Source organism: Pseudomonas sivasensis (assembly GCF_021391435.1).
Classification (GTDB): domain Bacteria; phylum Pseudomonadota; class Gammaproteobacteria; order Pseudomonadales; family Pseudomonadaceae; genus Aquipseudomonas; species Aquipseudomonas sivasensis.
The window spans coordinates 3818413-3838833 of sequence record NZ_CP090029.1 but is presented as its reverse complement, the minus strand read 5'-3'; the positions used below and the strand labels follow the sequence as shown (position 1 = coordinate 3838833).

The 20421-nt window shown below is 60.6% G+C and carries 24 protein-coding genes; 8 read left to right on the top strand and 16 right to left on the bottom strand.

Features of this window, described 5'->3' with window-relative positions; translation table 11 throughout:
- Nucleotides 1–3: 3 nt before the first annotated feature.
- Nucleotides 4–1284 (top strand): serine--tRNA ligase, encoded by a 1281-nt coding sequence (gene serS, locus LRO94_RS17200; protein ID WP_032889671.1) that lies wholly within the window; start codon nucleotides 4–6, stop codon nucleotides 1282–1284.
- Nucleotides 1285–2679, top strand: coding sequence for a siroheme synthase CysG (cysG, locus tag LRO94_RS17195; RefSeq protein WP_179178798.1), 1395 nt, complete (start codon nucleotides 1285–1287; stop codon nucleotides 2677–2679). It begins immediately after the preceding gene.
- Between the two features lie 116 nt (nucleotides 2680–2795).
- Here cysG and LRO94_RS17190 read toward each other — a convergent pair whose 3' ends face one another.
- The 6 genes from LRO94_RS17190 to tusD all read right to left on the bottom strand — a co-directional run bounded on the left by LRO94_RS17190 (nucleotide 2796) and on the right by tusD (nucleotide 6232).
- Nucleotides 2796–3791: a glutathione S-transferase family protein gene (locus LRO94_RS17190; RefSeq protein ID WP_179178799.1), complete on the bottom strand. Its 996-nt coding sequence runs from the start codon at nucleotides 3789–3791 to the stop codon at nucleotides 2796–2798.
- A gap of 88 nt (nucleotides 3792–3879) precedes the next feature.
- Nucleotides 3880–4881: a glycosyl transferase family protein gene (locus LRO94_RS17185; RefSeq protein ID WP_032889668.1), complete on the bottom strand. Its 1002-nt coding sequence runs from the start codon at nucleotides 4879–4881 to the stop codon at nucleotides 3880–3882.
- Nucleotides 4878–5213, bottom strand: coding sequence for a TusE/DsrC/DsvC family sulfur relay protein (locus LRO94_RS17180; RefSeq protein ID WP_032889667.1), 336 nt, complete (start codon nucleotides 5211–5213; stop codon nucleotides 4878–4880). Before LRO94_RS17180 ends, LRO94_RS17185 begins: the two co-directional genes overlap by 4 nt.
- Nucleotides 5210–5488, bottom strand: a complete 279-nt coding sequence (gene tusB, locus LRO94_RS17175; RefSeq protein ID WP_032889666.1) for a sulfurtransferase complex subunit TusB — start codon at nucleotides 5486–5488, stop codon at nucleotides 5210–5212. Before tusB ends, LRO94_RS17180 begins: the two co-directional genes overlap by 4 nt.
- Nucleotides 5488–5838 (bottom strand): sulfurtransferase complex subunit TusC, encoded by a 351-nt coding sequence (gene tusC / locus LRO94_RS17170; RefSeq protein WP_032889665.1) that lies wholly within the window; start codon nucleotides 5836–5838, stop codon nucleotides 5488–5490. Before tusC ends, tusB begins: the two co-directional genes overlap by 1 nt.
- A 1-nt stretch (nucleotide 5839) precedes the next feature.
- Nucleotides 5840–6232, bottom strand: a complete 393-nt coding sequence (gene tusD, locus LRO94_RS17165) for a sulfurtransferase complex subunit TusD (RefSeq protein ID WP_032890039.1) — start codon at nucleotides 6230–6232, stop codon at nucleotides 5840–5842.
- 157 nt (nucleotides 6233–6389) lie between these two features.
- On the opposite strand from tusD, the gene LRO94_RS17160 reads away from it, so the two are divergent.
- The gene (locus LRO94_RS17160) at nucleotides 6390–7565 is read left to right on the top strand and encodes a CaiB/BaiF CoA transferase family protein (RefSeq protein WP_179178800.1); all 1176 of its coding nucleotides are present in this window, start codon (nucleotides 6390–6392) and stop codon (nucleotides 7563–7565) included.
- A 96-nt stretch (nucleotides 7566–7661) separates the two neighbouring features.
- Here the strand turns inward: LRO94_RS17160 and LRO94_RS17155 are convergent, their stop codons facing one another.
- Both LRO94_RS17155 and LRO94_RS17150 read right to left on the bottom strand, forming a co-directional pair.
- Nucleotides 7662–8156, bottom strand: coding sequence for a SprT family zinc-dependent metalloprotease (locus LRO94_RS17155; protein ID WP_179178801.1), 495 nt, complete (start codon nucleotides 8154–8156; stop codon nucleotides 7662–7664).
- A gap of 128 nt (nucleotides 8157–8284) precedes the next feature.
- Entirely contained in the window at nucleotides 8285–8887 is a 603-nt protein-coding gene (locus LRO94_RS17150; RefSeq protein ID WP_032889661.1) for a Yip1 family protein, read from the bottom strand.
- Nucleotides 8888–9153: 266 nt separating this feature from the next.
- Here LRO94_RS17150 and ttcA point away from each other — a divergent pair, with 266 nt between their 5' ends.
- On the top strand, nucleotides 9154–9978 hold the full coding sequence (gene ttcA, locus LRO94_RS17145) for a tRNA 2-thiocytidine(32) synthetase TtcA (protein WP_122753670.1): 825 nt from the start codon (nucleotides 9154–9156) through the stop codon (nucleotides 9976–9978).
- 67 nt (nucleotides 9979–10045) lie between these two features.
- Nucleotides 10046–10717, top strand: a complete 672-nt coding sequence (locus LRO94_RS17140; RefSeq protein ID WP_032889657.1) for a DNA-3-methyladenine glycosylase I — start codon at nucleotides 10046–10048, stop codon at nucleotides 10715–10717.
- Between the two features lie 71 nt (nucleotides 10718–10788).
- Here LRO94_RS17140 and LRO94_RS17135 read toward each other — a convergent pair whose 3' ends face one another.
- Genes LRO94_RS17135 through arsC form a run of 3 tightly spaced genes read right to left on the bottom strand, consistent with a single transcriptional unit; the run spans nucleotide 10789 to nucleotide 12144 of the window.
- Entirely contained in the window at nucleotides 10789–11196 is a 408-nt protein-coding gene (locus LRO94_RS17135; protein WP_179178802.1) for a DUF2069 domain-containing protein, read from the bottom strand.
- Complete coding sequence (gene wrbA / locus LRO94_RS17130) at nucleotides 11180–11794, bottom strand: NAD(P)H:quinone oxidoreductase (RefSeq protein WP_032889655.1); 615 nt, start codon at nucleotides 11792–11794, stop codon at nucleotides 11180–11182. The genes LRO94_RS17135 and wrbA overlap by 17 nt, the downstream gene beginning before the upstream one ends.
- Nucleotides 11791–12144: an arsenate reductase (glutaredoxin) gene (arsC, locus tag LRO94_RS17125; RefSeq protein ID WP_032889654.1), complete on the bottom strand. Its 354-nt coding sequence runs from the start codon at nucleotides 12142–12144 to the stop codon at nucleotides 11791–11793. Before arsC ends, wrbA begins: the two co-directional genes overlap by 4 nt.
- Before the next feature lie 115 nt (nucleotides 12145–12259).
- Here arsC and LRO94_RS17120 point away from each other — a divergent pair, with 115 nt between their 5' ends.
- Entirely contained in the window at nucleotides 12260–12721 is a 462-nt protein-coding gene (locus tag LRO94_RS17120; protein ID WP_032889653.1) for a TlpA disulfide reductase family protein, read from the top strand.
- 130 nt (nucleotides 12722–12851) lie between these two features.
- Here LRO94_RS17120 and LRO94_RS17115 read toward each other — a convergent pair whose 3' ends face one another.
- From LRO94_RS17115 to LRO94_RS17100, 4 genes are all read right to left on the bottom strand, one after another.
- Nucleotides 12852–13256 (bottom strand): META domain-containing protein, encoded by a 405-nt coding sequence (locus LRO94_RS17115; protein WP_032889652.1) that lies wholly within the window; start codon nucleotides 13254–13256, stop codon nucleotides 12852–12854.
- Nucleotides 13253–13693 carry a hypothetical protein gene (locus tag LRO94_RS17110; RefSeq protein WP_032889650.1) on the bottom strand — a complete coding sequence of 147 codons (441 nt, stop codon included), beginning with the start codon at nucleotides 13691–13693 and terminating at the stop codon, nucleotides 13253–13255. The genes LRO94_RS17115 and LRO94_RS17110 overlap by 4 nt, the downstream gene beginning before the upstream one ends.
- 71 nt (nucleotides 13694–13764) lie before the next feature.
- The gene (locus LRO94_RS17105) at nucleotides 13765–14754 is read right to left on the bottom strand and encodes a 2-hydroxyacid dehydrogenase (protein ID WP_099601038.1); all 990 of its coding nucleotides are present in this window, start codon (nucleotides 14752–14754) and stop codon (nucleotides 13765–13767) included.
- Between the two features lie 48 nt (nucleotides 14755–14802).
- Nucleotides 14803–17556 (bottom strand): response regulator, encoded by a 2754-nt coding sequence (locus tag LRO94_RS17100; protein ID WP_032889648.1) that lies wholly within the window; start codon nucleotides 17554–17556, stop codon nucleotides 14803–14805.
- 203 nt (nucleotides 17557–17759) lie between these two features.
- On the opposite strand from LRO94_RS17100, the gene LRO94_RS17095 reads away from it, so the two are divergent.
- The gene (locus LRO94_RS17095; RefSeq protein WP_179178803.1) at nucleotides 17760–18488 is read left to right on the top strand and encodes a response regulator transcription factor; all 729 of its coding nucleotides are present in this window, start codon (nucleotides 17760–17762) and stop codon (nucleotides 18486–18488) included.
- Nucleotides 18478–19845 carry a sensor histidine kinase gene (locus LRO94_RS17090; protein ID WP_179178804.1) on the top strand — a complete coding sequence of 456 codons (1368 nt, stop codon included), beginning with the start codon at nucleotides 18478–18480 and terminating at the stop codon, nucleotides 19843–19845. Before LRO94_RS17095 ends, LRO94_RS17090 begins: the two co-directional genes overlap by 11 nt.
- Nucleotides 19846–19848: 3 nt before the next feature.
- Here LRO94_RS17090 and LRO94_RS17085 read toward each other — a convergent pair whose 3' ends face one another.
- A complete protein-coding gene (locus LRO94_RS17085; RefSeq protein ID WP_179178805.1) occupies nucleotides 19849–20364 on the bottom strand; it encodes a DUF2062 domain-containing protein in 516 nt (171 codons plus the stop codon).
- Nucleotides 20365–20421: the final 57 nt, after the last annotated feature.

Here is a 20421-nt window from a genome sequence, read left to right as displayed (position 1 = left end):
GACATGCTCGATTCCAAACTGTTACGTAGCAACCTTCAGGACGTAGCGGACCGCCTGGCATCCCGTGGCTTTGCCTTGGATGTTGCGCGCATCGAAGCGCTGGAAGAACAGCGCAAGACCGTCCAGACCCGCACCGAAGCACTGCAGGCTGAGCGTAATGCGCGTTCCAAATCCATCGGTCAGGCCAAGCAGCGCGGCGAAGACATCGCGCCGCTGATGGCGGACGTCGAGCGTATGGGCACCGAGCTGTCCGACGGCAAGGTCGAGCTGGACAAGATCCAATCCGAGCTGGATTCGATCCTGCTGGGCATCCCCAACATTCCGCACGAGTCTGTGCCCGTTGGCGAAGACGAAGACGGCAACGTCGAAGTGCGCCGCTGGGGCACGCCAAAAGCCTTTGATTTCGAGATCAAGGACCACGTCGCCCTGGGCGAATTGACCGGTGGCCTGGATTTCGAAACCGCCGCCAAGATGTCCGGCGCGCGCTTTGCGTTGCTGCGCGGTCCGATTGCGCGCATGCACCGTGCCTTGGCGCAATTCATGATCAACCTGCACACCGGCGAGCACGGCTACGAAGAGGCCTACACCCCGTACCTGGTTCAAGGTCCGGCGCTGATGGGTACCAGTCAGTTGCCGAAGTTCGAAGAAGACCTGTTCAAGATCAGCCGCGATGGTGAAGCCGATCTGTACCTGATCCCGACTGCTGAAGTGTCGCTGACCAATATCGTTGCTGGCGAGATCCTCGATGCCAAGCAACTTCCACTCAAGTTCGTGGCCCACAGCCCGTGCTTCCGCAGTGAAGCCGGTGCATCGGGTCGTGACACCCGCGGCATGATCCGCCAGCACCAGTTCGACAAGGTCGAGATGGTGCAAGTGGTTGAGCCGTCGACCTCCATGGAAGCCCTGGAAGGCCTGACCGCCAACGCCGAACGCGTGCTGCAGCTGCTGGAGCTGCCGTACCGAGTGCTGGCTCTGTGCACCGGCGACATGGGTTTCAGCGCCGTGAAGACCTACGATCTGGAAGTGTGGGTGCCGAGCCAGGACAAGTACCGCGAGATCTCATCGTGCTCCAACTGCGGTGATTTCCAGGCCCGTCGCATGCAGGCGCGTTTCCGTAACCCGGAAACCGGCAAGCCGGAACTGGTGCACACCCTCAACGGTTCGGGCCTGGCTGTAGGTCGTACCCTGGTTGCCGTGCTGGAAAACTACCAGCAGGCTGACGGTTCGATCCGCGTACCTGAAGTGCTCAAGCCTTACATGGCGGGCGTTGAGGTCATCGGCTAAATGGAATTTCTGCCGCTGTTTCATAACCTGCGCGGCAGCCGTGTGTTGGTCGTTGGTGGCGGGGAGATTGCTTTGCGCAAATCCCGGCTGCTGGCCGACGCCGGTGCGGTGCTGCGGGTGGTTGCTCCCCAGATCGAAGACCAGTTGCGTGAATTGGTACTGGGCAGTGGCGGGGAACTGATTGTGCGCGGTTATCAGGAGGCCGACCTTGACGGTTGCACCCTGATCATCGCCGCCACCGACGACGAGCCACTGAATGCGCAAGTGTCCAGTGATGCCAAGCGTCGCTGTGTACCGGTCAATGTGGTGGACGCGCCGGCCTTGTGCAGTGTGATCTTTCCGGCAATTGTCGACCGCTCTCCCTTGGTGATTGCGGTGTCCAGCGGCGGCGATGCGCCGGTGCTGGCACGCTTGATCCGCGCCAAGCTGGAAACCTGGATTCCGTCCACCTATGGCCAGTTGGCAGGGTTAGCGGCGCGTTTTCGTGCCCAGGTCAAGGGCTTGTATCCGGATGTGCAGCAACGTCGTGCGTTCTGGGAAGAAGTGTTTCAGGGCCCGATTGCCGACCGCCAGTTGGCCGGGCAGGGTGATGAGGCTGAGCGTCTACTGATTGAAAAGGTCAACGGCGCACCGCCGTATGCGCCGGGTGAGGTCTACCTGGTGGGCGCAGGCCCGGGCGATCCCGACCTGTTGACCTTCCGCGCGCTGCGTCTGATGCAGCAAGCGGACGTGGTGCTCTATGACCGCTTGGTCGCCCCGGCAATTCTTGACCTGTGCCGCCGCGATGCCGAACGTGTGTATGTCGGCAAACGTCGCGAAGACCATGCCGTGCCGCAGGACCAGATCAACCAGCAACTGGTGGACCTGGCCAAGCAAGGCAAGCGCGTGTTGCGCCTCAAGGGTGGCGATCCGTTCATCTTCGGGCGTGGTGGTGAGGAGATCGAAGAGCTGGCGGCCCATGGCATCCCGTTCCAGGTGGTACCAGGAATCACGGCGGCCAGCGGCTGCGCGGCCTATGCGGGTATTCCGCTGACCCACCGTGACTATGCGCAGTCAGTACGTTTTATCACCGGGCATTTGAAGAACGGGACGTCGGACCTGCCTTGGAGTGATCTCGTGGGGCCGTCGCAAACCCTAGTGTTCTACATGGGCTTGATTGGCTTGCCGATTATCTGCGAGCAACTGATCAAGCATGGCCGTGCTTCTGATACCCCGGCGGCGTTAATCCAGCAGGGCACCACCTCCAACCAGCGCGTTTTCACCGGCACGCTGGCGGACTTGCCGCGGATGGTGGCGGAGCATGAAGTGCATGCGCCGACGCTGGTGATCGTGGGTGAGGTGGTAGTGTTGCGTGAGAAGCTGAAGTGGTTTGAAGGCGCCCAGTCTCAGGTCTGAGCCTTTTAAAAACATCGGGAGCAAGTCCCCTCCCACATTTTTACTGTGTTCACAGTTCCAAATGTGGAAGGGGGCTTGCTCCCGATGAGGCCATCACACACAGCGCATTTCCTGAGTCAGCGCCAGACGCCTTCGCCACTCAACCGCTGGCGATCGTGCCCAGCATCAAACCTCTGCAACGGCCCCTTTGGCACAATCCCCGTCGGGTTGATCGTGCGGTGACTGGCATAGTAATGCCCCTTGATGTGCTCAAAATCCACCGTCTCGGCCACCCCCGGCCACTGAAACATCTCCCTCAGCCAATTCGACAGATTCGGATAATCCGCAATCCGCCGCAGATTGCATTTGAAATGGCTGTAATACACCGCATCAAAACGAATCAACGTGGTGAACAACCGCACATCCGCTTCGGTCAGGTACTCGCCGGCCAGGTAGCGATGGTCGCCCAAGTGCTGTTCCAGATGGTCCAGTTCAGCAAACACATCATCAAACGCGCTTTCATACGCTTTTTGTGAGGTGGCAAAACCTGCGCGGTACACGCCATTGTTCACGGCCGGGTAGATCCGCTCGTTCAGCTCATCGATAGTTGTACGTAGGGAGTCGGGATAGAAATCCAGGGTATTGCCAGTCAGTCCGTTGAAGGCGCTGTTGAACATGCGGATGATCTCCGCCGATTCATTGCTGACGATGCGTTTGAGCTTCTTGTCCCACAAGACCGGAACGGTCACGCGGCCGGTGTAGTCGGCTGTGTCGGCGGTGTAGCGTTGGTGCATAAATTCGAAATTATCCAGCTTATCGCCGGTCGAGCCGTGGGCCTTGTCGAAGGTCCAGCCGTTTTCCAGCATCAGCCAGCTGACTACGGACACATCGATCAGGCTTTCGAGGCCCTTGAGCTTGCGCAGGATCAGCGTGCGGTGCGCCCATGGGCAGGCCAGGGACACATAGAGGTGATAACGACCGGCCTCGGCCTTAAAGCCGCCTTCGCCGCTCGGGCCAGGTTGGCCATCGGCGGTCACCCAGTGGCGCCGCTGTGCCTGTTCCCGTTGGAAAGCGCCGTCTGCGCTACTTTCGTACCACTGGTCTTTCCAGTGTCCTTCGATCAGCAAACCCATGACTGGCTCCTTGGCTAATAAGCGTTGGAGCCCAGTCTAAAGGGATGAGTTCGAACTAAAAGCGCAAAGACTGCGGATGAATGATCGATTAAATCGATTTATCCCGTGCTTCCCAATATTGCTGCGCCAGTTCGAACGCCTGCTCCCGCGGGTGGCCAAGGCCGCGCAAGGCCAGGGCCATGGTGGCGATCAGCGCCAGCTGCGGGTAGCTGTCCTCTGCATCGCCGCGCCATACGGCCTTCAAGTGCTCAGGCTCCAGCGTTGCCGGCTTGACGTGGCGCTGGGCGGAGAGGGCGGGCCATTCTTCATCCCAGCTCTCGCCGCCGGTGGTGCCGTACAGGTGGCTGATAGTGTCGGGGTTGATCTCTATCTCGCCACCGTCGCCTTTCACCACAATCACGTTATCCCCGAGCAGCCCGCTGGCATCGCGGTGGACGCCCTGGTAGCCCGGATGAAAGATGCTTTGCAAGCCGCAACGGGCATTCAACGGGTTGAGCAGCCGCGCCAGCGAGTGGATCGGCGAGCGCAGGCCCAGGGTGTTGCGCAAATCGATCATGCGTTGCAGTTGTGGTGCCCAGTCGCCCAGCGGGATAAATGCGAGGTTTGCGTGCTCAAACGCCGTACCGACCTGTTGCCAGTTTCGGCACAGGGGAATGTGCAGGGTATCCAGCAGCTGCTCGGTGTACAGCCGGCCCGCCGTATGGGCGCCGCCGCCGTGTATCAGGATGCGCACACCGTTCTGCGCCAGGCATTTGGCTGCCAGCAGGAACCACGGCAGGTGGCGTTTCTTGCCGGCATAGGTGGGCCAGTCGACGTCGACATTCAGTGTGGGGGCATCCAGGCGCTCGCGCACGGCTTCTGTGAAACCGGCGAGTTCTTCCGGGCTTTCTTCCTTGTGCCGAAGCAGCATCAGGAAGGCGCCCAGTTGGGTGTCTTCGACTTTTTCGTCGAGCAACATGCCCATGGCTTCGCGGGCTTCTTCGCGGGTGAGGTTACGCGCGCCGCGCTTGCCTTTGCCCAGGATGCGTACGAATTGCGCAAACGGGTGCTCGGCAGGAGTTTGCAGGGTCAGTGGGGAGAAGTCGGTCATAAGCAATTCGTCGGCCGGGGCAGGCCCGCCAGTTTGGCGGCGAGTTTGGCGGGAGTGCCGTTGAACAATTGGTTGAGGTGCAGGCTGTTGCCTTTGTCCGGGCCTAGCTTCAAGGCGGTGTACTTGATCAGCGGGCGCGTGGCTGGGGACAGCTGGAATTCGGCGTAAAAGCCGCGCAACAGTTCGAGGATTTCCCAGTGCGCCGCAGTCAATACCAGGTTTTCGGCGGTGGCCAGGGCGTTGGCCACCTCGGTGGACCAGTCGTTCAGGTCGACGAGGTAGCCGTCCTTGTCCAGTTCGAGGCGGCGCTCGCCCACGGTCAGGGTGTTCATAGCCAGGTGTTGACCTTGTCGTAGTCGATCGACAGTTGCACGAAACCGGGATAGTCCACGCTGTCGGCCCAGTCCGGTAATGGCAGGTTGCGCGCCTGCATGTCTTCGGCCAGCACAAAGACCTTCACGCCCTTGGTTTGCAGGGCTGGGGCGTGCAGGCCGTAGGCGCCGTCGCCGCACAGCAGGATCGCGTCCTCGGCGCCGCAGATACGCAGGCAGCTGTCGAGGCGGCTATCGGTAAACGGGGAGTGAGACACCACGTGTAAAGTCGACATCAGAGGGTAATTACCTGGTCGTAACGGTCAATCAATTGGGAAATAGCGTCGTTGCTCAACGGTTGCGCTTCGGTTGGCGGCGTCAAGCCACGCACGGCCATGCTGTGGCGGCAGACAAACACGTCGTCGATGCCGAACAGCTCCAATGCCTGCAGGTTGGCACTGAGGTCCTTTTGTTGCACGGCCTTGGCGTTCTGGTGCGGCGCGAGCTGGAACACGCCGTCATCCATGAACAGCAAGCCGATGGGCAGATCAAAGGCGCCACCCGCCAGCACGATATCCAGCGCTTCCCGTGCGCTCGGCCCGGACCACGGCGCCTGACGGCTGATCAGCAATAAGGATTTGGACATTTCACGGCCCTCCAAAACAGATCAGGCGGTCGGCATCCTGGATTGCATCATGCAATTGCCCCAGGCCTGAAAGCGTCCACGGTGCATCCAGGTTCACTGCGCTGCGTTGATAGCGCGTGGCCTCTTCGCTGTTGAGCACGCCACGACGCAGGGCGGCGGCGATGCATACCACGCCGTCGAGCTGATGAGTGCTGACAAACTCACGCCATTGGCGGGCAATGTCCTGCTCATCTTGGGGCGCTACGAGGTTGTTGGACGCGCTGTAAACGCCATCCTGATAAAAAAACAACCGCACAATCTCATGCCCACCGGCCAACGCCGCCTGGGCGAAGAGCAAGGCGCGGCGCGAAGAGGGCGCGTGGGCGGCGGAATACAGGGCAATCGCGAACTTCATGGAACACTCGGCAAGCAAACGTAGGCCAATGATAAAGCCGCCGTCGCGAAAAAGCCCGCCGTGATCAAAACGGTCACTGTCGGTGATCGTTCTGACGATTGCCGGTAGGCGCAAGGCTGCCTAGTCTGTGGGCATTCGAACCGAAAGTGGAGTCCCCATGTCAGGTCCCTTGGCGTCCCTCAAAGTGCTGGATTTTTCCACCTTGCTGCCCGGCCCGTTTGCTTCGTTGATGCTGGCGGACATGGGCGCCGAAGTGCTGCGTATCGAATCGCCCACGCGCCTGGACATGCTGCGGGTCTTGCCGCCCCATGATCAGGGCACCTCGGCGAGCCATGCCTACCTCAATCGCAATAAACGCAGCCTGGCGCTGGACCTCAAGCAGGTCGAGGCCTTGGAGATTGTGCGGGCGCTGGTCAAAGACTACGACATCGTGCTCGAACAGTTTCGCCCCGGCGTGATGGAACGCCTGGGCCTGGGGTATGAGGCCTTGAAGGCGATTAATCCCCGGCTGATTTATGTGTCGATCACCGGTTATGGCCAGACCGGCCCGTATAAGGATCGCGCCGGCCACGATATCAACTACCTGGCACTGGCAGGCGTGGCCAGCTATACCGGGCGCCAGGACAGCGGGCCGCTGCCGTTGGGTGTGCAGTTGGCGGACGTGGGCGGGGGTTCGCTGCATGCGGTGGTGGGGTTGCTGGCGGCCGTTATCGCCCGCCAGCAAAGTGGCGTCGGGCAATACCTGGATGTAAGCATGACCGATTGCTCGTTCAGCTTGAATGCCATGGCTGGGGCGGGTTATCTCGCCTGTGGTGCGGAGCCGGAATGGGAAGGCCATGTGCTCAATGGCGGGAGTTTCTATGATTACTACCGCTCGCGCGATGGGCGCTGGATGTCGGTGGGCAGCCTGGAGCCGGCGTTTATGCAGCAATTGTGTGAAGCGTTGGGGCGCCCGGAGCTGGCCGCGCAGGGCTTGAAGCCAGAGCGGCAGCCGGCGCTTAAGAAGGCCTTGCAGGTGGAGTTCGAGAAGCGCAGTTTCGAGGAATTGTGCGAGCTGTTTGCCGGGGTGGATGCCTGCGTTGAACCTGTGCTGACGCTCAGCGAAGCCGTGGCCCATCCGCAGTTAAAGGCGCGGGCGCTGGTCAGCCAGGTGCCCAGGGGCGATGGCTCGAGCCAGGCGCAGATTGCCTGCCCGTTAAAGTTTTCGGACGGGTTGCCAGCGCCCCGGCACATTGGCGTCGCCGTGGGCGCGCACAGTGATGAAGTGTTGGCGGAGCTGGGCTTGAGCCCGCCGCGCATCAGCGAGCTGCGCAGCTCCAAGGTGATTATGTAGTGGCTGGGCGGACGCTATCGGGAGCAAGCCTCCTCCCACATTCAGGCCTGTGAATACGATCAAAATGTGGGAGGGGGGTTGCTCCCGATGAGGCCTTTATTCCACCCGGGTTTCGCCGGTAAACACCAATGCCTGCCGACAGCGCCGACACAGATACCGCCGCCCCTGAGCCACCATGCCATGGCGCTGCGACGAAAACGGAAAGTCGCTGTCGGCACATGGGCAGCGGTAGATATAGCGGGTCACCTGGCGCCGCTGCACGGCATAGGTATGGCAACGGTCCGGCGGCAGTTCGTAGACCCCGCGCATGATCAACTGCCATTCCTCGCCATGGGGCTGGATGCGTTCACCAAACAATTGGTGGGCGATCAGGTGCGCCACCTCATGGGCCACGGTCTGCTTGAGGAAGTGCTGGCTGTTTTCTCGGTACAACTGTGGGTTAAAGCGCAGCAGGTTCTCGTGCAAATGCGCGACACCGGCTTTCTGGCCCCGCAGCTTGAGGCTGACCTGGGGGCGTTTGAAGCTTCGTTTGAAAAAGGATTCGGCTTGCAGGAAACAATCTTCGACGCGGGTATTGAGTTGCTCGGGCATGCTGTACATATCTCCAGAGATGCCCAGTATGCCGCAAAGCTGAGTGTTTCCGAATCTGTCAGGCGCCGAATGGTCATGCATAACGCACAAAGCCACCTTGCGGTGGCCTTGCCTACGGTTTCAGCAGTTCAGTTGGTATAGATCGGCCCTACGCCCAGGCCCCAGACGATCACCGTAAACGCCATGATCGCCACCAGCACCACCAGGCCTACGGCCAGTACCGAGCTGGAAAACAGGAAGCCCTCGTCCGGATCGATGTTCATGAACGTCGGCAGCCCCACATACAACAGGTACACCGTGTAGCAGATCGCCGCTGTGCCCACGACCATACCCAGCCACATGTGCGGGTAGAGCGCCGCCAGCCCGCCGATAAACAGCGGCGTCGCGGTGTAGGTCGCAAAGGCCACGCAGCGGGCCATGCTGGGGTTGGCGTCGTAGGTACGGGCCATCCAATGAATGAACGCGCCCATCACCGCGACGCCGCCAAGCATGGCTGCGTATGACATGATGGTCATCCACAACGCACTTTCCTGGGTCAGCATCACCGGCGCGCGATTGCCGATGACCCAGCCCACCTGGGTGGTGCCGATAAACGCTGATATTGCGGGAATTGCCGCGAGAATCAGGGTGTGAGTGAGGTACATGTGGCCGATGCTTTCTTCTTTATCGCCACGGATTTCCCGCCATTCCTGGTCGGGATGGGTAAACAGCCCCACGACGTGATGGATCATGCCAGTCACTCCTGTCGTTGTTACCATCGCCCCCCATCGGAGCGCCCACGGGCCAATTGGCCTGAAAGGTCTGGATATAGATGTGCGACCTCACGTCGCAGTATAGGAAGGGATGACCGGAATAACTGTAGGGCCTTTAGAGCAAATCGCACTGTAAACAGTGGGCCTAATCGCAGATTGGAATGCGGGGCCACGTTGAATGTGTGGACTCGACATCGGTAAGATACCCGGCTTTTCGTCACACACCTCCAGCGGATCCAATCGCCATGGGCACTCTTACGGTCAACCAGAACAAACTGCAAAAACGCCTGCGTCGCCTGGCGGGTGAAGCAGTCGCCGATTTCAACATGATCGAGGATGGCGACAAGGTCATGGTCTGCCTCTCCGGCGGCAAAGACAGTTACACCCTGCTCGATGTGCTGCTGCACCTGCAAAAGGTCGCGCCGATCAAGTTCGACATCGTTGCCGTCAACATGGACCAGAAACAACCGGGGTTTCCCGAGCACGTGCTGCCGGCTTACCTGAAAGCGCTGGGCGTCGAGTACCACATCGTCGAGAAAGACACCTATTCGGTGGTCAAGGAGTTGATCCCGGAAGGCAAGACCACCTGCTCGCTGTGCTCGCGCCTGCGCCGTGGCACGCTCTACACCTTTGCCGATGAAATCGGTGCGACCAAGATGGCATTGGGTCACCATCGCGACGACATCGTCGAAACCTTCTTCCTCAACATGTTCTTCAACGGCTCTCTCAAGGCCATGCCGCCCAAGCTGCGCTCCGATGACGGACGCAACGTGGTAATCCGTCCGCTGGCGTATTGCAACGAGAAAGACATCCAGGCCTACTCCGACTTCAAGCAATTCCCGATCATCCCGTGCAACCTGTGCGGCTCCCAGGAAAACCTGCAGCGCCAGGTGGTCAAGGAGATGCTGGTGGACTGGGAGCGCAAGACGCCGGGGCGCACCGAAAGCATCTTCCGCAGCTTGCAGAACGTGCAGCCGTCGCAGTTGGCCGACCGCAACCTGTTCGACTTCACCAGCCTGAAAATCGACGAGACGGCCGCTTCGCGCTTCGTCAACGTAGTGAACCTCTGAAGCAGTTCAACGCTCTGAAAGACGGCGCTCAAGGGCGCCGTTTTCATTTCAATCCCCAGGAGAGGGCATGCGCGATTACAAGTGGCTGCACGAATATTGTCTGAACCGCTTTGGTTCAGCGGCTCAACTGGAAGCCCACCTGCCGGTACCCAAGACCCCGGCCCAATTGCGCAAGATCAGCGATGATCGCTACCTGTCGACCTTGGCGCTCCGGGTGTTTCGCGCCGGGTTGAAGCACAGCGTAGTGGACGCCAAGTGGCCGGCGTTTGAGCAGGTGTTCTTCGGCTTCGATCCGGAAAAAGTCGTGCTGATGGGCGCCGAGCACTTGGAACGCCTGATGCAGGACACGCGTATCATCCGTCACCTGGGCAAGCTCAAGAGCGTGCCGCGCAATGCGCAGATGATTCTGGATATTGAGCAAGAGAAGGGCAGCTTCGGCGCGTTTATCGCCGACTGGCCGGTGACGGATATCGTCGGGCTCTGGAAGTACCTGAGCAAGCACGGCCATCAGTTGGGCGGCCTGTCGGCGCCGCGATTCTTGCGGATGGTGGGCAAGGATACGTTTGTGCCGAGTGATGACGTAGTGGCTGCATTGAATGCGCAGAAGATCGTCGACAAGGCGCCGACCAGCCTGCGGGATCTGGCGACGGTTCAGGGCGCGTTCAACCAGTGGCATGCCGAGAGTGGGCGGCCGATGTGTCAGTTGTCGATGATGTTGGCTTACACCGTCAACCACTGACCCCAGTCGGCGCAAGTTCTTGTGTGGTGAGCTCGCTCGCCACACAAGCCGGATGCACTGCAAATCGTTGATCAGGCCTCAGCCAGCTGCCGATTCAACTGATGCCGCCACCGCACATAGAGCAGTGCGGTACAAAACACCGCCAGACTTGCCAGCATCTCAAGCACCCCGAACCACTGGCGGTTCGGGTCATACGCCGCCAGCGCGCCCTTGATGAAATACAGGTTCACCGCAAAGCACATCCATGAATGCCCCCGCGCACTGCCGCTGATCATGCCCGGCACCAGCAACAACAGCGGCACCAGCTCGATCAGCAGGATCACCCATGGGCGTGCGCCGTGCAGGTCGGCGACGAACAGGTAATACACGCAGAGCAAACCCACCAGGCTAAAAAACGCCAGCAGGCTCAGCGCGCGTGCCACCTTGACCCGCGGCTCCAGCCACGCTTGGGGCGGGAGAACTTTAGGCTTTTTGGCCACGACCATTCTCCAGCAGCGTGGCGGTGGTGGCGAGGCGCAACCCCAGTGCCCGGCACAGGGTGATTTCATGTTGATCGAGCATGCGCTTGCCGTCCGGCCCGGAATGGTGGCTGGCGCCATATGGCGTACCGCCGCCCTGGGTGTCGAGCAATGCCTGTTCGCTGTAGGGCAGGCCGGTGATCAGCATGCCGTGGTGCAGCAGCGGTAGCAGCATTGACATCAGCGTGGTCTCCTGGCCGCCGTGCAGGCTGGCGGTGGAAGTGAACACGCCAGCCGGCTTGCCGACTAGCGCGCCGGTGAGCCACAGGTTGCTGGTGCCATCGAGGAAGTACTTGAGCGGCGCAGCCATGTTGCCGAAGCGCGTCGGGCTCCCCAGGGCCAGGCCTGAGCAGTTCTTCAGATCATCTAGATTGGCATACAGCGCGCCTTCGTCCGGAATGCTCGGCGCCACGGCTTCGCATTCGGTGGAGATCGCCGGCACCGTGCGCAAGCGCGCCTCCATGCCGCCTTGCTCAATGCCCCGGGCAATCTGCCGGGCCATTTCGCTGACCGAGCCGTTGCGGCTGTAATACAGCACCAGCACGTACGGTGTGGTCACGGCAGAATCTCCAGCACGTTTTCTGGTGGGCGGCCGATGATGGCTTTGTCGGCGGTTTCCAGGATCGGACGCTCCATTAGCTTGGGGTGTTCGGCGATGGCGGCGATCAGATGGGCTTCGCTGAGGCTGGCGTCGGCCAGATTGAGAGTTTTGTACTCGTCTTCGCCGGTACGCAGCAATTGACGGGCGCTGAGGCCCAGTTTGGCCAGCAAGGCCTTGATTTGCGACGCATCCAGCGGGGTTTCCAGGTAGCGCACCACGGTTGGGGTGAGACCGCGGGCTTCAAGCAGTTCGAGCGCACCGCGGGATTTCGAGCAGCGCGGGTTGTGATAAAGCGTCAGATCGGTCATGTGCGGGTCGCATCTTGCGTAAGGTGGCGGGTATTCTACTCGCGCTGCACCCCGTCCTTAAACCGTAAGAGGCGATAGGTCGCAGCCAACGTTCATTTTTGCGAAGGATTACCCCATGACACGTCGACTGATCGGTGCATTGGCGATCATTACAACCCTGCTGCTCAGCGGCTGCGGGAATGACTATGGCGTTGACCAGTACGGCCAGAAAGTCGCGGCCGAGCGCTTGGACAAGCAATGGCTGGTGGTCAACTACTGGGCAGAATGGTGTGGCCCGTGCCGCACGGAAATCCCTGAACTCAATGCCTTGGCGGAACAGCTGAAGGGGCAGGGCGTGGGGGTGTTCGGGGTTAACTTCGACAATGTGCAGGGTGCAGAGCTGAAAGAGGCCAGCGACAAGCTGGGCATTAAATTCACCGTGCTGGCGCAAAACCCCGACGGGATCTTTGAGATTCCGCGCAGCGAGGCATTGCCGGTGACTTACATCATTGATGACAAGGGCAAGGTGCGTGAGCAGTTGATGGGCGAACAGACGGCGGAAGGGGTACTGGCCAAACTCAAGGCCTTGCGCGGTTAAAGCAACCACTCAAATCAAATGTGGGAGGGGGCTTGCCCCCGATTGCAGTGTTTCAGTCAATACATCCGTTGACTGTTACACCGCCATCGGGGCCAAGCCCTCTCCCACATTTGGACCGCAAGCAGCGTGATCAGCCTTCTTCCAGCCACAGGCGAATCGGCTTGCCTTCGGCCGGCCAGAAGCGGGTCTGCTCGATCGGCGAGATGTCCCAGCGTTGTACGCTTTGCAGGGCCTGGAAGAAGCGATGCTCCTGCTCCATCAAGGCCTCGGCGCAGAGCTTGCGGGTGCTGCCGATTTTGCCGAAGCTGAGTTTGTCGCCCTCGACCGTGTACGGCGCAAACCAGTGGTTGCAGCCGCCATTACCGTAGGCGCGGCCATCGGCGCCGAGGGTGACAGTCAGGTGTGCGTAGTCCATCAATGGCCGCTCACCAATCCACTCCACCACGTAACTGTGATCCTGCTTGAGCTTGACCGCATCACCGGCACAGCCGCTCAAGGCCACGCCGACGGCGGCGAGCAGAAGCAGGCCTTTCATTGCGCAGCCTTCTGGCATTTCGGGCAGCGGTGCTTGTCGCCTTCACTGGCCCAGCCCAACTCTTTGATGCGCGCGTTGGCGGCAGGCTGCAGCGGTTCTTTGGTCAGCTTGGTTTCTACCGCGAATTCAAACTCCAGCACGGTGTCGCAGCTGTCGCAGTTGACCTTCCAAGTGTGAATCTCCAACTCGCCGAATTTCGGCCCTTGAGCCATGGCGACCCATTGGCCCGCCGGGCGGATGGAGTAGCGCGCGTCACCTTCAACGGTCAGGCGCATCGACAGGGTTTTACTGCCGCGCAGGGTGACGATCAGGACGTCGCCATGCTTGATCGAACCACCGTTGCCGGTGACTTGGTAACGGCCCGGCACTAGGGCGCGGCATTCGATCAGGGTGTGTTGCGGGCTCAGCAAGCTGAAGCGGAAATCGTGTTCGGCCATGGATCCTCCAAATAGGCGCGGCATCCTATCACGGGTGCCTGCTCATCATGAGCTTGCTATGTGACCGCTGATCATCCTTCGACGAGGTTCTGCGCCCGACCATCGGCCCATGCAGCAATGTTGGCAAGGGTAGTGCCGGCAATGGCCGCCAGGGCCTCGCGGGTAAGGAACGCCTGGTGTGCGGTGATGATCACGTTGGGGAAGGTCAGCAGGCGTGCGAGCACGTCGTCTTGCAGTGGCAAGTCCGAGCGGTCCTCAAAAAACAGCTGGGCTTCTTCTTCGTAGACATCCAGCCCCAAGTAGCCGAGTTGGCCGTCCTTGAGGGCTTCGATCAATGCCGGGGTATCCACCAGGCCGCCACGGCCAGTATTGATCAGCATCGCGCCGGGCTGCATGTGCGACAGGGAACGGGCGTTGATCAGGTGCTTGCTGTCAGCGGTCAGCGGGCAGTGCAGGCTGATGATCTGCGCCTGGGCCAGTAACTCGGGCAGGCTCACGTACTTCGCGCCCATTGCCTGCACCTGTTGATTGGGGAAGGGGTCGTAGGCGAGCAACTCACAGCCGAACCCGGCCATGATCCTGGCAAATGTCGCGCCGATCTGCCCAGTGCCGACAACACCGACAGTCTTGCCCACCAGGTCGAAACCGGTAAGACCGTGCAAGCTGAAGTCACCCTCGCGGGTGCGGTTGTAGGCACGGTGCAGGCGGCGGTTGAGTGCGAGGATCAGCGCTACGGCGTGTTCGGCGACCGCATGGGGCGAGTAAGCGGGTACCCGTACGATCGTCAGGCCCAGGCGCTTGGCGACGGCGAGGTCGACATGGTTGTAACCCGCCGAGCGCAGTGCAATCAGTCGGGTGCCGCCCTTGGCCAGGTGTTCCAGCACCGGGGCGCTGAGGTCGTCGTTGATAAAGGCGCAAACCACCTCGTGGTGTTCGGCCAGGGCCACGGTGTCGAGATTGAGTCGGGCCGGCTGGAATTGCAGTTCCAGCCCAGGTGGCAGTGGCTCGCCGAGGAAACTATCGCGGTCGTAGGTCTGGCTGCTGAAAAGAATCACGCGCATTGAAAAGCTCCCTGCAATTTGTCAGTGGGTCAGCGCCATGAAATGGGGTCAGACACTGACCCGTGCTTCGCTGGCCAGTCGCGCGATGGCCATGTCCAGTTCGTCCAGCGCGGTCATCGCCTTGGCATCGTCCTGCTTGAGCAGGGTTTCGGCGCGCTGGCAGGCGGCGCGCAGTTGCGGTACGCCACAGTAGCGGGTGGCGCCGTGCAAGCGGTGGACGCGTTCGATCAGCGCCAGGTTGTCCTTGGCGTCGCGGGCGATGTGAATGGCTTGGCGGTCGGCTTCCAGGGAGGCCAGCAGCATGGCAAGCATGTCAGCCGCCAGATCGGTTTTACCCGCGGCCAGGCGTAGGCCTTCCTCATGGTCCAGAACCGGCAACTGCACCCCTGGGCCAAGACCTTCAGTGACACGCTCAGGCACTTGGTTGCGCAAGGCCAGGCCGGTCCACTTCAACACCACTTGGGCCAGTTGTCTTTCGCTGATGGGTTTGGTCAGGTAATCGTCCATGCCGCTTTGCAGCAAGGCGCGTTTTTCGTTAGCCATGGCGTGGGCGGTAAGGGCGACCACTGGCAAGGGTGTGCCATGGCGCTCACTTTCCCACTGGCGGATCGCCTCGGTGCTCTGGCGCCCATCCATGCCAGGCATTTGTACGTCCATCAGCACCAGGTCGAAGGTGTCCTGTTTTACCGCGTCGACTGCGGCATAACCGCTTTCTACCGCACGTACCTGGGCGCCCATGTCCTCCAGCAACGTTTGCACTAAGAGCAGGTTTGCCGGGTTGTCGTCGACACACAGCACACGCGGCGCGCGGCTGGACAGCGGCTCGCCCGGTTCGCTGCGCGACGGGCGCGGGCTGATCAGGTCGGAGAGGGCGCGGCGAAGCTTGCGGGTGCATGCCGGCTTGGCCTGCAACTGGCTGTTGGGGTTGGGCACCGACTGGTTGAACAGCATCTGTTCCGTGGTTGGGCACAGCACCAGCACTTTGCAACCCAGGCGTTCCAGGTCCCAAAGATGCTGGTTGAGGCGCTCGGGCGGGATGTCGTTGGCGGTGACGCCGAGCACCGCCAAGTCGATGGCTTGCTCGGTCTGATGGGCGCTGGTGATGCCGTTGGTCAGGTTTTCCAGGCTATTGAACGGCGTGACTTCCAGGCCGCAGTCTTCCAGTTGATGTTGTAAGGCCTGGCGCGCCAGTTCGTGGTTTTCCAGTACTGCCACGCGATGGCCCAGCAGCGGCGCGCAGGGCAGGTCTTCGATATCGTCGCGGGTTTTGGGCAGGTTCAGGCTGATCCAGAATTCCGACCCTTCGCCCGGCGTACTGTCGACGCCAATTTCACCGCCCATTTGCTCGATCAGGCGCTTGGAAATCACCAGGCCCAGCCCGGTGCCGCCCGGCTGGCGCGACAGAGAGTTATCGGCTTGGCTGAACGCCTGGAACAACGCCCGCACATCCTGGCTGGACAGGCCGATGCCGGTGTCCTGCACGCTGATGCGCAGTTGCACGCTGTCTTCCTGTTCCTCCTCGATCATCGCCCGGGCCACGATAGTGCCCTCACGGGTGAACTTGATGGCGTTGCTGATCAGGTTGGTCAGGATCTGCTTGAGCCGCAGAGGGTCGCCCACCAGTGCTAGCGGCGTGTCGCGGTACACCAGGCTGACGAGCTCCAACTGCTTGGCATGGGCAGCGGGGGCGAGGATGGTGAGGGTGTCTTGCAGCAAATCCCGGAGGTTGAACGGGATGCTGTCGAGCACCAACTTGCCGGCCTCAATCTTCGAGAAGTCGAGGATCTCGTTGATGATGCCCAACAGGTTGTCGGCGGATTTTTCGATAGTGCCCAAATAGTCCAACTGGCGCGGTGTGAGCTCGCTTTTTTGCAGCAGGTGGGTAAAACCAAGGATACCGTTGAGCGGTGTGCGGATTTCATGGCTCATATTGGCCAGGAACTCGGACTTGATACGGCTGGCCTCGAGTGCTTCTTTGCGAGCCAGGTCCAGCTCGATGTTCTGGATTTCGATGGTTTCCAGATTCTGGCGCACGTCTTCGGTTGCCTGGTCGATGCTGTGCTGCAACTCTTCCTGAGCGTTTTGAAGAGTTTCGGCCATGCGGTTGACGCCTGAGGCGAGTTGGTCCAGTTCCTGGCTGCCCAAAGGAGGCAAGCGGGTTTCCAGATTGCCGTCCTTGAGCTGGGCCACTGCTTGCTTGATCAGGCCAATCGGCTCGTTGATCGTGCGGCTGATGCGCAGCGCCAGGGCTGCTGTGCAGATCAGGCCAATGGCGATCAACAGCAGGCTGGCGAACAGACTGCGATAGCCGCGCAGCAACATACCGTTGTGGGACAGTTCTACTTCGACCCAGCCCAAGAGGCGGTCGGCTTCATCGGGGATCAAGTCGCCGGCAAGGTTGCGATGGCGGCCAAACACCGGCAGCAGATAGCGTGTGGCGTCATTGTCGGTGCGTTGCAGCAGGTGAGAGCTGTTGCCGGCCGGCGGCTGGTTGAGCATGGTCGGGCCAGCGTGGGCGAGGGGCGTACGGTCCGGCGCAAGGAACGACACGGTGCGCACGTCCAGTTGTTCCAGGGATTGAGTGGCGATGCGCTCCAGCAGGTCAGTGTTCTTGCTGCTTAAAGCAGGAGCCACCAGAGGCGCCAATTGCTCGGTGATCATTTCGCCGCGCTGCAGCAATTGGGTCTGCAACTCCGAGAGTTGCATCCAGGTGAAGTAGCCCCCCAACAATAAGGCCATCAGGCTGGTCGGTAATAAGCTCAGCAACAGTACGCGGCCTTTTATCCCCATTCTTCTAAGCACGCCACTCTCCTGCTACCACACTGAAATCAATCTTCCGCGCCGGCATCCGGCCCGCGCCACCTGCGCAGTGTAGCCATTTGCACGGCCTGGAATCTCGCAAATTGTTGAGAGAGGGCAATCTTCGGCTCGTTTGGCCCCGTAGCGATTGCCTGCGCCAGGGTAATCTTGAATAATCAGCGATTGAGAATGACTTGCAGACGCTAATGAATCCCGCAGCAGTTGGCCTACCCAATATCCTGACCATCGAAGATGATCCCGTGCTGGGCGCCTATGTCCACGAGCATCTGGGGCGCTGTGGCTTCCAGGTCACCTGGTGCCAGAACGGCCAGCAAGGGCTGGCGATGGCGCGCGAACAGGCGTTCGACCTGGTGTTGATGGATATCCTGCTGCCGGGGCTGGATGGTTTGTCGATCTTGACTCATCTACGCCAGAGCCATTCGATTCCGGTAATCCTGATGTCGGCATTGGGTGCCGAGGCCGATCGCGTCAGCGGTTTTCGCTTGGGCGCCGATGACTACTTGCCTAAGCCGTTCAGCATGGTCGAGTTGCGCGTGCGTATCGAAGCCATCCTGCGCCGGGTGGCCCTGGATCGACGCCCGCTGCCGACGCTTGCGGCGGTGCGTGGGGACGCTCGCACACTGCGTTTCGACGATCAGCTGTGCGATGTGTTTCATCAGGAACACTGGGCAGGCCTGACCCGCAGCGAATACCGCCTGTTGGAAACCCTGCACCGCAACACTGAAGAAGTCCTCAGCAAAGCATTCCTTTACCAACATGTGTTGCAGCGCGGCTATGCGCCCCATGACCGCAGCCTCGACATGCACATCAGCCAGATCCGTCGCAAGCTCAAGGCGATCGGCTACAGCGAGCGCGAAGTGCGCACGGTGTGGGGCAAGGGCTATTTGCTCAGTGGTCACGACGATGGGCTTTGAAAGGGCGCTGAAACGGCTGCCGGGCAAATATTCATTATTTTGGAAGCTCGCCTGCCTGTTGATTGCCTTCTGTTTGCTGATGATCTGGCTCAGTTGGTCCTGGGGCCGGTACATGGAGCAAAAGAACGCGTATTTGTCCGACGAGGCGAGGGTCACGCTGAGTGGTTATGCGGTGAGCGCCGAGCAGGCCTGGAACCGTGGCGGCCATGCCGGTATTGATGCGTGGCTGCAGGCGATGGGCAAACGGGAAAGCACGTGGATCGGCGTAATAGGCAACGACTTGCAGTCGTTGAGCAGCTACCCACTGACCGCTACGGAAAGCCAGCGCCTGACGTTCTTGCGGGGCCTGGATTGGCCGGTCAGCCGCCACGTCAAGGGCTTGCCGTGGCTCAAGATCCCGTTTGCGGTAGATCCGGGTGCCGGTTCGCTGGTCATTGAATTGCCACAGCGTTTTATGCCGGGGCGTTATCAAGTGGTCTGGCGCGTGGTGACCAATGGTGTGATTCCAGGCCTGTTTACCTTGTTGCTGTGCGTCGGCTTGTACCGGCTGCTGATCATGCCTCTCAATCAACTGCGCGAGCAGGCCAATGCCTGGCGTGCCGATCAATTGAACACGCGGATGCCCCTTGACGCCACCAGTCGACAGGACGAATTGGGCGAGTTGGGCCGTGCGTTTGACCACATGTCTGAGCGTTTGCAGGGCACTGTTGTATTGCAACAACAACTGCTGCGGGACATGTCCCATGAACTGCGCACTCCGTTGAGCCGCTTGCGCGTGGCCTGCGACAGCGAGCAGGATCTTGCTCAGTTGCGTGAGCGGTTGGGCCGAGAGATTGACGCTATGCAGCGCCTGGTGGAAGACAGCTTGCAGCTGGCCTGGCTGGACACCGAGCGGGCGCCACTGCCCAAGGAGGATCTTCAGGTACAGGCGTTGTGGGACATGCTGCGGGAGAATGCCTGCTTTGAAAGCGATTGGTCCGCATCGAGACTGCCGTGCCTGCTGGGCGCTGACTGTTGGGTGCGCGGTAATCTAAACGCCCTGGCCCAGGCCTTGGAAAATATCTTGCGCAACGCCATACGCCACTCTCCGGAAAACGGGGTTGTGTGTCTGGATGGGCGACGCGATGGGGAGTACTGGCACCTGTGGTTGGAGGATCAGGGCGGGGGGATTGATGAGCGTGATCTGGAGCGGATTTTTGCGCCGTTCACGCGCTTGGACGGCTCACGGCCCGGTGATGGTGGTTTCGGCCTGGGCCTGAGCATCGCGCGTAATGCCGTACAGCGTCAGGACGGCAGCCTGTGGGCGCAAAACACCGGTCAGGGCTTGCGTGTACACCTGCGGTTACCGGCGCGCTAGGGCTCAGCCCCGGCGCAGCTTGCGCTTCTTCCATTGGCGCGCGACCCACCAGCGCCAATAGCCCATCGTCAGGAAATAGGCCAATGCGCCCAGCACCAGCCCCAACACCACTGAGCCGAGCAAGAAGGGTTGCCACAGCGTACTCAACTGGCCGCTGATCCATTCCCAGGTCAAGTCATCGGGCAGGCTGCGCGGGGGCACGTTCATCAACCAGGCGCCGGTCATGTAAGTACAAACAAATACCACTGGCATCGTGATCGGGTTTGTCAGCCAAACCAGGCTGACGGCGATGGGCATATTGCCGCGCACGGTAATTGCCAGCACCGCAGCCAATAGCATCTGCAACGGAATGGGGATAAATGCTGCGAACAGACCCACCGCCATGGCGCGCGCCACCGAGTGCCGATTCAGATGCCAGAGGTTCGGGTCATGCAGCAGCGTGCCAAGAAACTGTAATGACTTGTGTTCCCTGATACTGGTGGGGTCGGGCATGTACCGTTTGAATAAGCGCCGTGGCATAAGGGGTCCAGGTCAGTTCGAGGGGCAAGTATGCCCGCATTCTATAAACAGAAAATT

Excerpts from the sequence above, each read along its gene's own strand:
- serS (WP_032889671.1), top strand. The coding sequence starts at position 4 with ATGCTCGATTCCAAACTGTTACGTAGCAACCTTCAGGACGTAGCGGAC.
- cysG (WP_179178798.1), top strand. The coding sequence starts at position 1,285 with ATGGAATTTCTGCCGCTGTTTCATAACCTGCGCGGCAGCCGTGTGTTG.
- LRO94_RS17190 (WP_179178799.1), bottom strand. The coding sequence starts at position 3,791 with ATGGGTTTGCTGATCGAAGGACACTGGAAAGACCAGTGGTACGAAAGT.
- LRO94_RS17185 (WP_032889668.1), bottom strand. The coding sequence starts at position 4,881 with ATGACCGACTTCTCCCCACTGACCCTGCAAACTCCTGCCGAGCACCCG.
- LRO94_RS17180 (WP_032889667.1), bottom strand. The coding sequence starts at position 5,213 with ATGAACACCCTGACCGTGGGCGAGCGCCGCCTCGAACTGGACAAGGAC.
- tusB (WP_032889666.1), bottom strand. The coding sequence starts at position 5,488 with ATGTCGACTTTACACGTGGTGTCTCACTCCCCGTTTACCGATAGCCGC.
- tusC (WP_032889665.1), bottom strand. The coding sequence starts at position 5,838 with ATGTCCAAATCCTTATTGCTGATCAGCCGTCAGGCGCCGTGGTCCGGG.
- tusD (WP_032890039.1), bottom strand. The coding sequence starts at position 6,232 with ATGAAGTTCGCGATTGCCCTGTATTCCGCCGCCCACGCGCCCTCTTCG.
- LRO94_RS17160 (WP_179178800.1), top strand. The coding sequence starts at position 6,390 with ATGTCAGGTCCCTTGGCGTCCCTCAAAGTGCTGGATTTTTCCACCTTG.
- LRO94_RS17155 (WP_179178801.1), bottom strand. The coding sequence starts at position 8,156 with ATGCCCGAGCAACTCAATACCCGCGTCGAAGATTGTTTCCTGCAAGCC.
- LRO94_RS17150 (WP_032889661.1), bottom strand. The coding sequence starts at position 8,887 with ATGATCCATCACGTCGTGGGGCTGTTTACCCATCCCGACCAGGAATGG.
- ttcA (WP_122753670.1), top strand. The coding sequence starts at position 9,154 with ATGGGCACTCTTACGGTCAACCAGAACAAACTGCAAAAACGCCTGCGT.
- LRO94_RS17140 (WP_032889657.1), top strand. The coding sequence starts at position 10,046 with ATGCGCGATTACAAGTGGCTGCACGAATATTGTCTGAACCGCTTTGGT.
- arsC (WP_032889654.1), bottom strand. The coding sequence starts at position 12,144 with ATGACCGATCTGACGCTTTATCACAACCCGCGCTGCTCGAAATCCCGC.
- LRO94_RS17120 (WP_032889653.1), top strand. The coding sequence starts at position 12,260 with ATGACACGTCGACTGATCGGTGCATTGGCGATCATTACAACCCTGCTG.
- LRO94_RS17115 (WP_032889652.1), bottom strand. The coding sequence starts at position 13,256 with ATGAAAGGCCTGCTTCTGCTCGCCGCCGTCGGCGTGGCCTTGAGCGGC.
- LRO94_RS17110 (WP_032889650.1), bottom strand. The coding sequence starts at position 13,693 with ATGGCCGAACACGATTTCCGCTTCAGCTTGCTGAGCCCGCAACACACC.
- LRO94_RS17105 (WP_099601038.1), bottom strand. The coding sequence starts at position 14,754 with ATGCGCGTGATTCTTTTCAGCAGCCAGACCTACGACCGCGATAGTTTC.
- LRO94_RS17095 (WP_179178803.1), top strand. The coding sequence starts at position 17,760 with ATGAATCCCGCAGCAGTTGGCCTACCCAATATCCTGACCATCGAAGAT.
- LRO94_RS17090 (WP_179178804.1), top strand. The coding sequence starts at position 18,478 with ATGGGCTTTGAAAGGGCGCTGAAACGGCTGCCGGGCAAATATTCATTA.
- LRO94_RS17085 (WP_179178805.1), bottom strand. The coding sequence starts at position 20,364 with ATGCCACGGCGCTTATTCAAACGGTACATGCCCGACCCCACCAGTATC.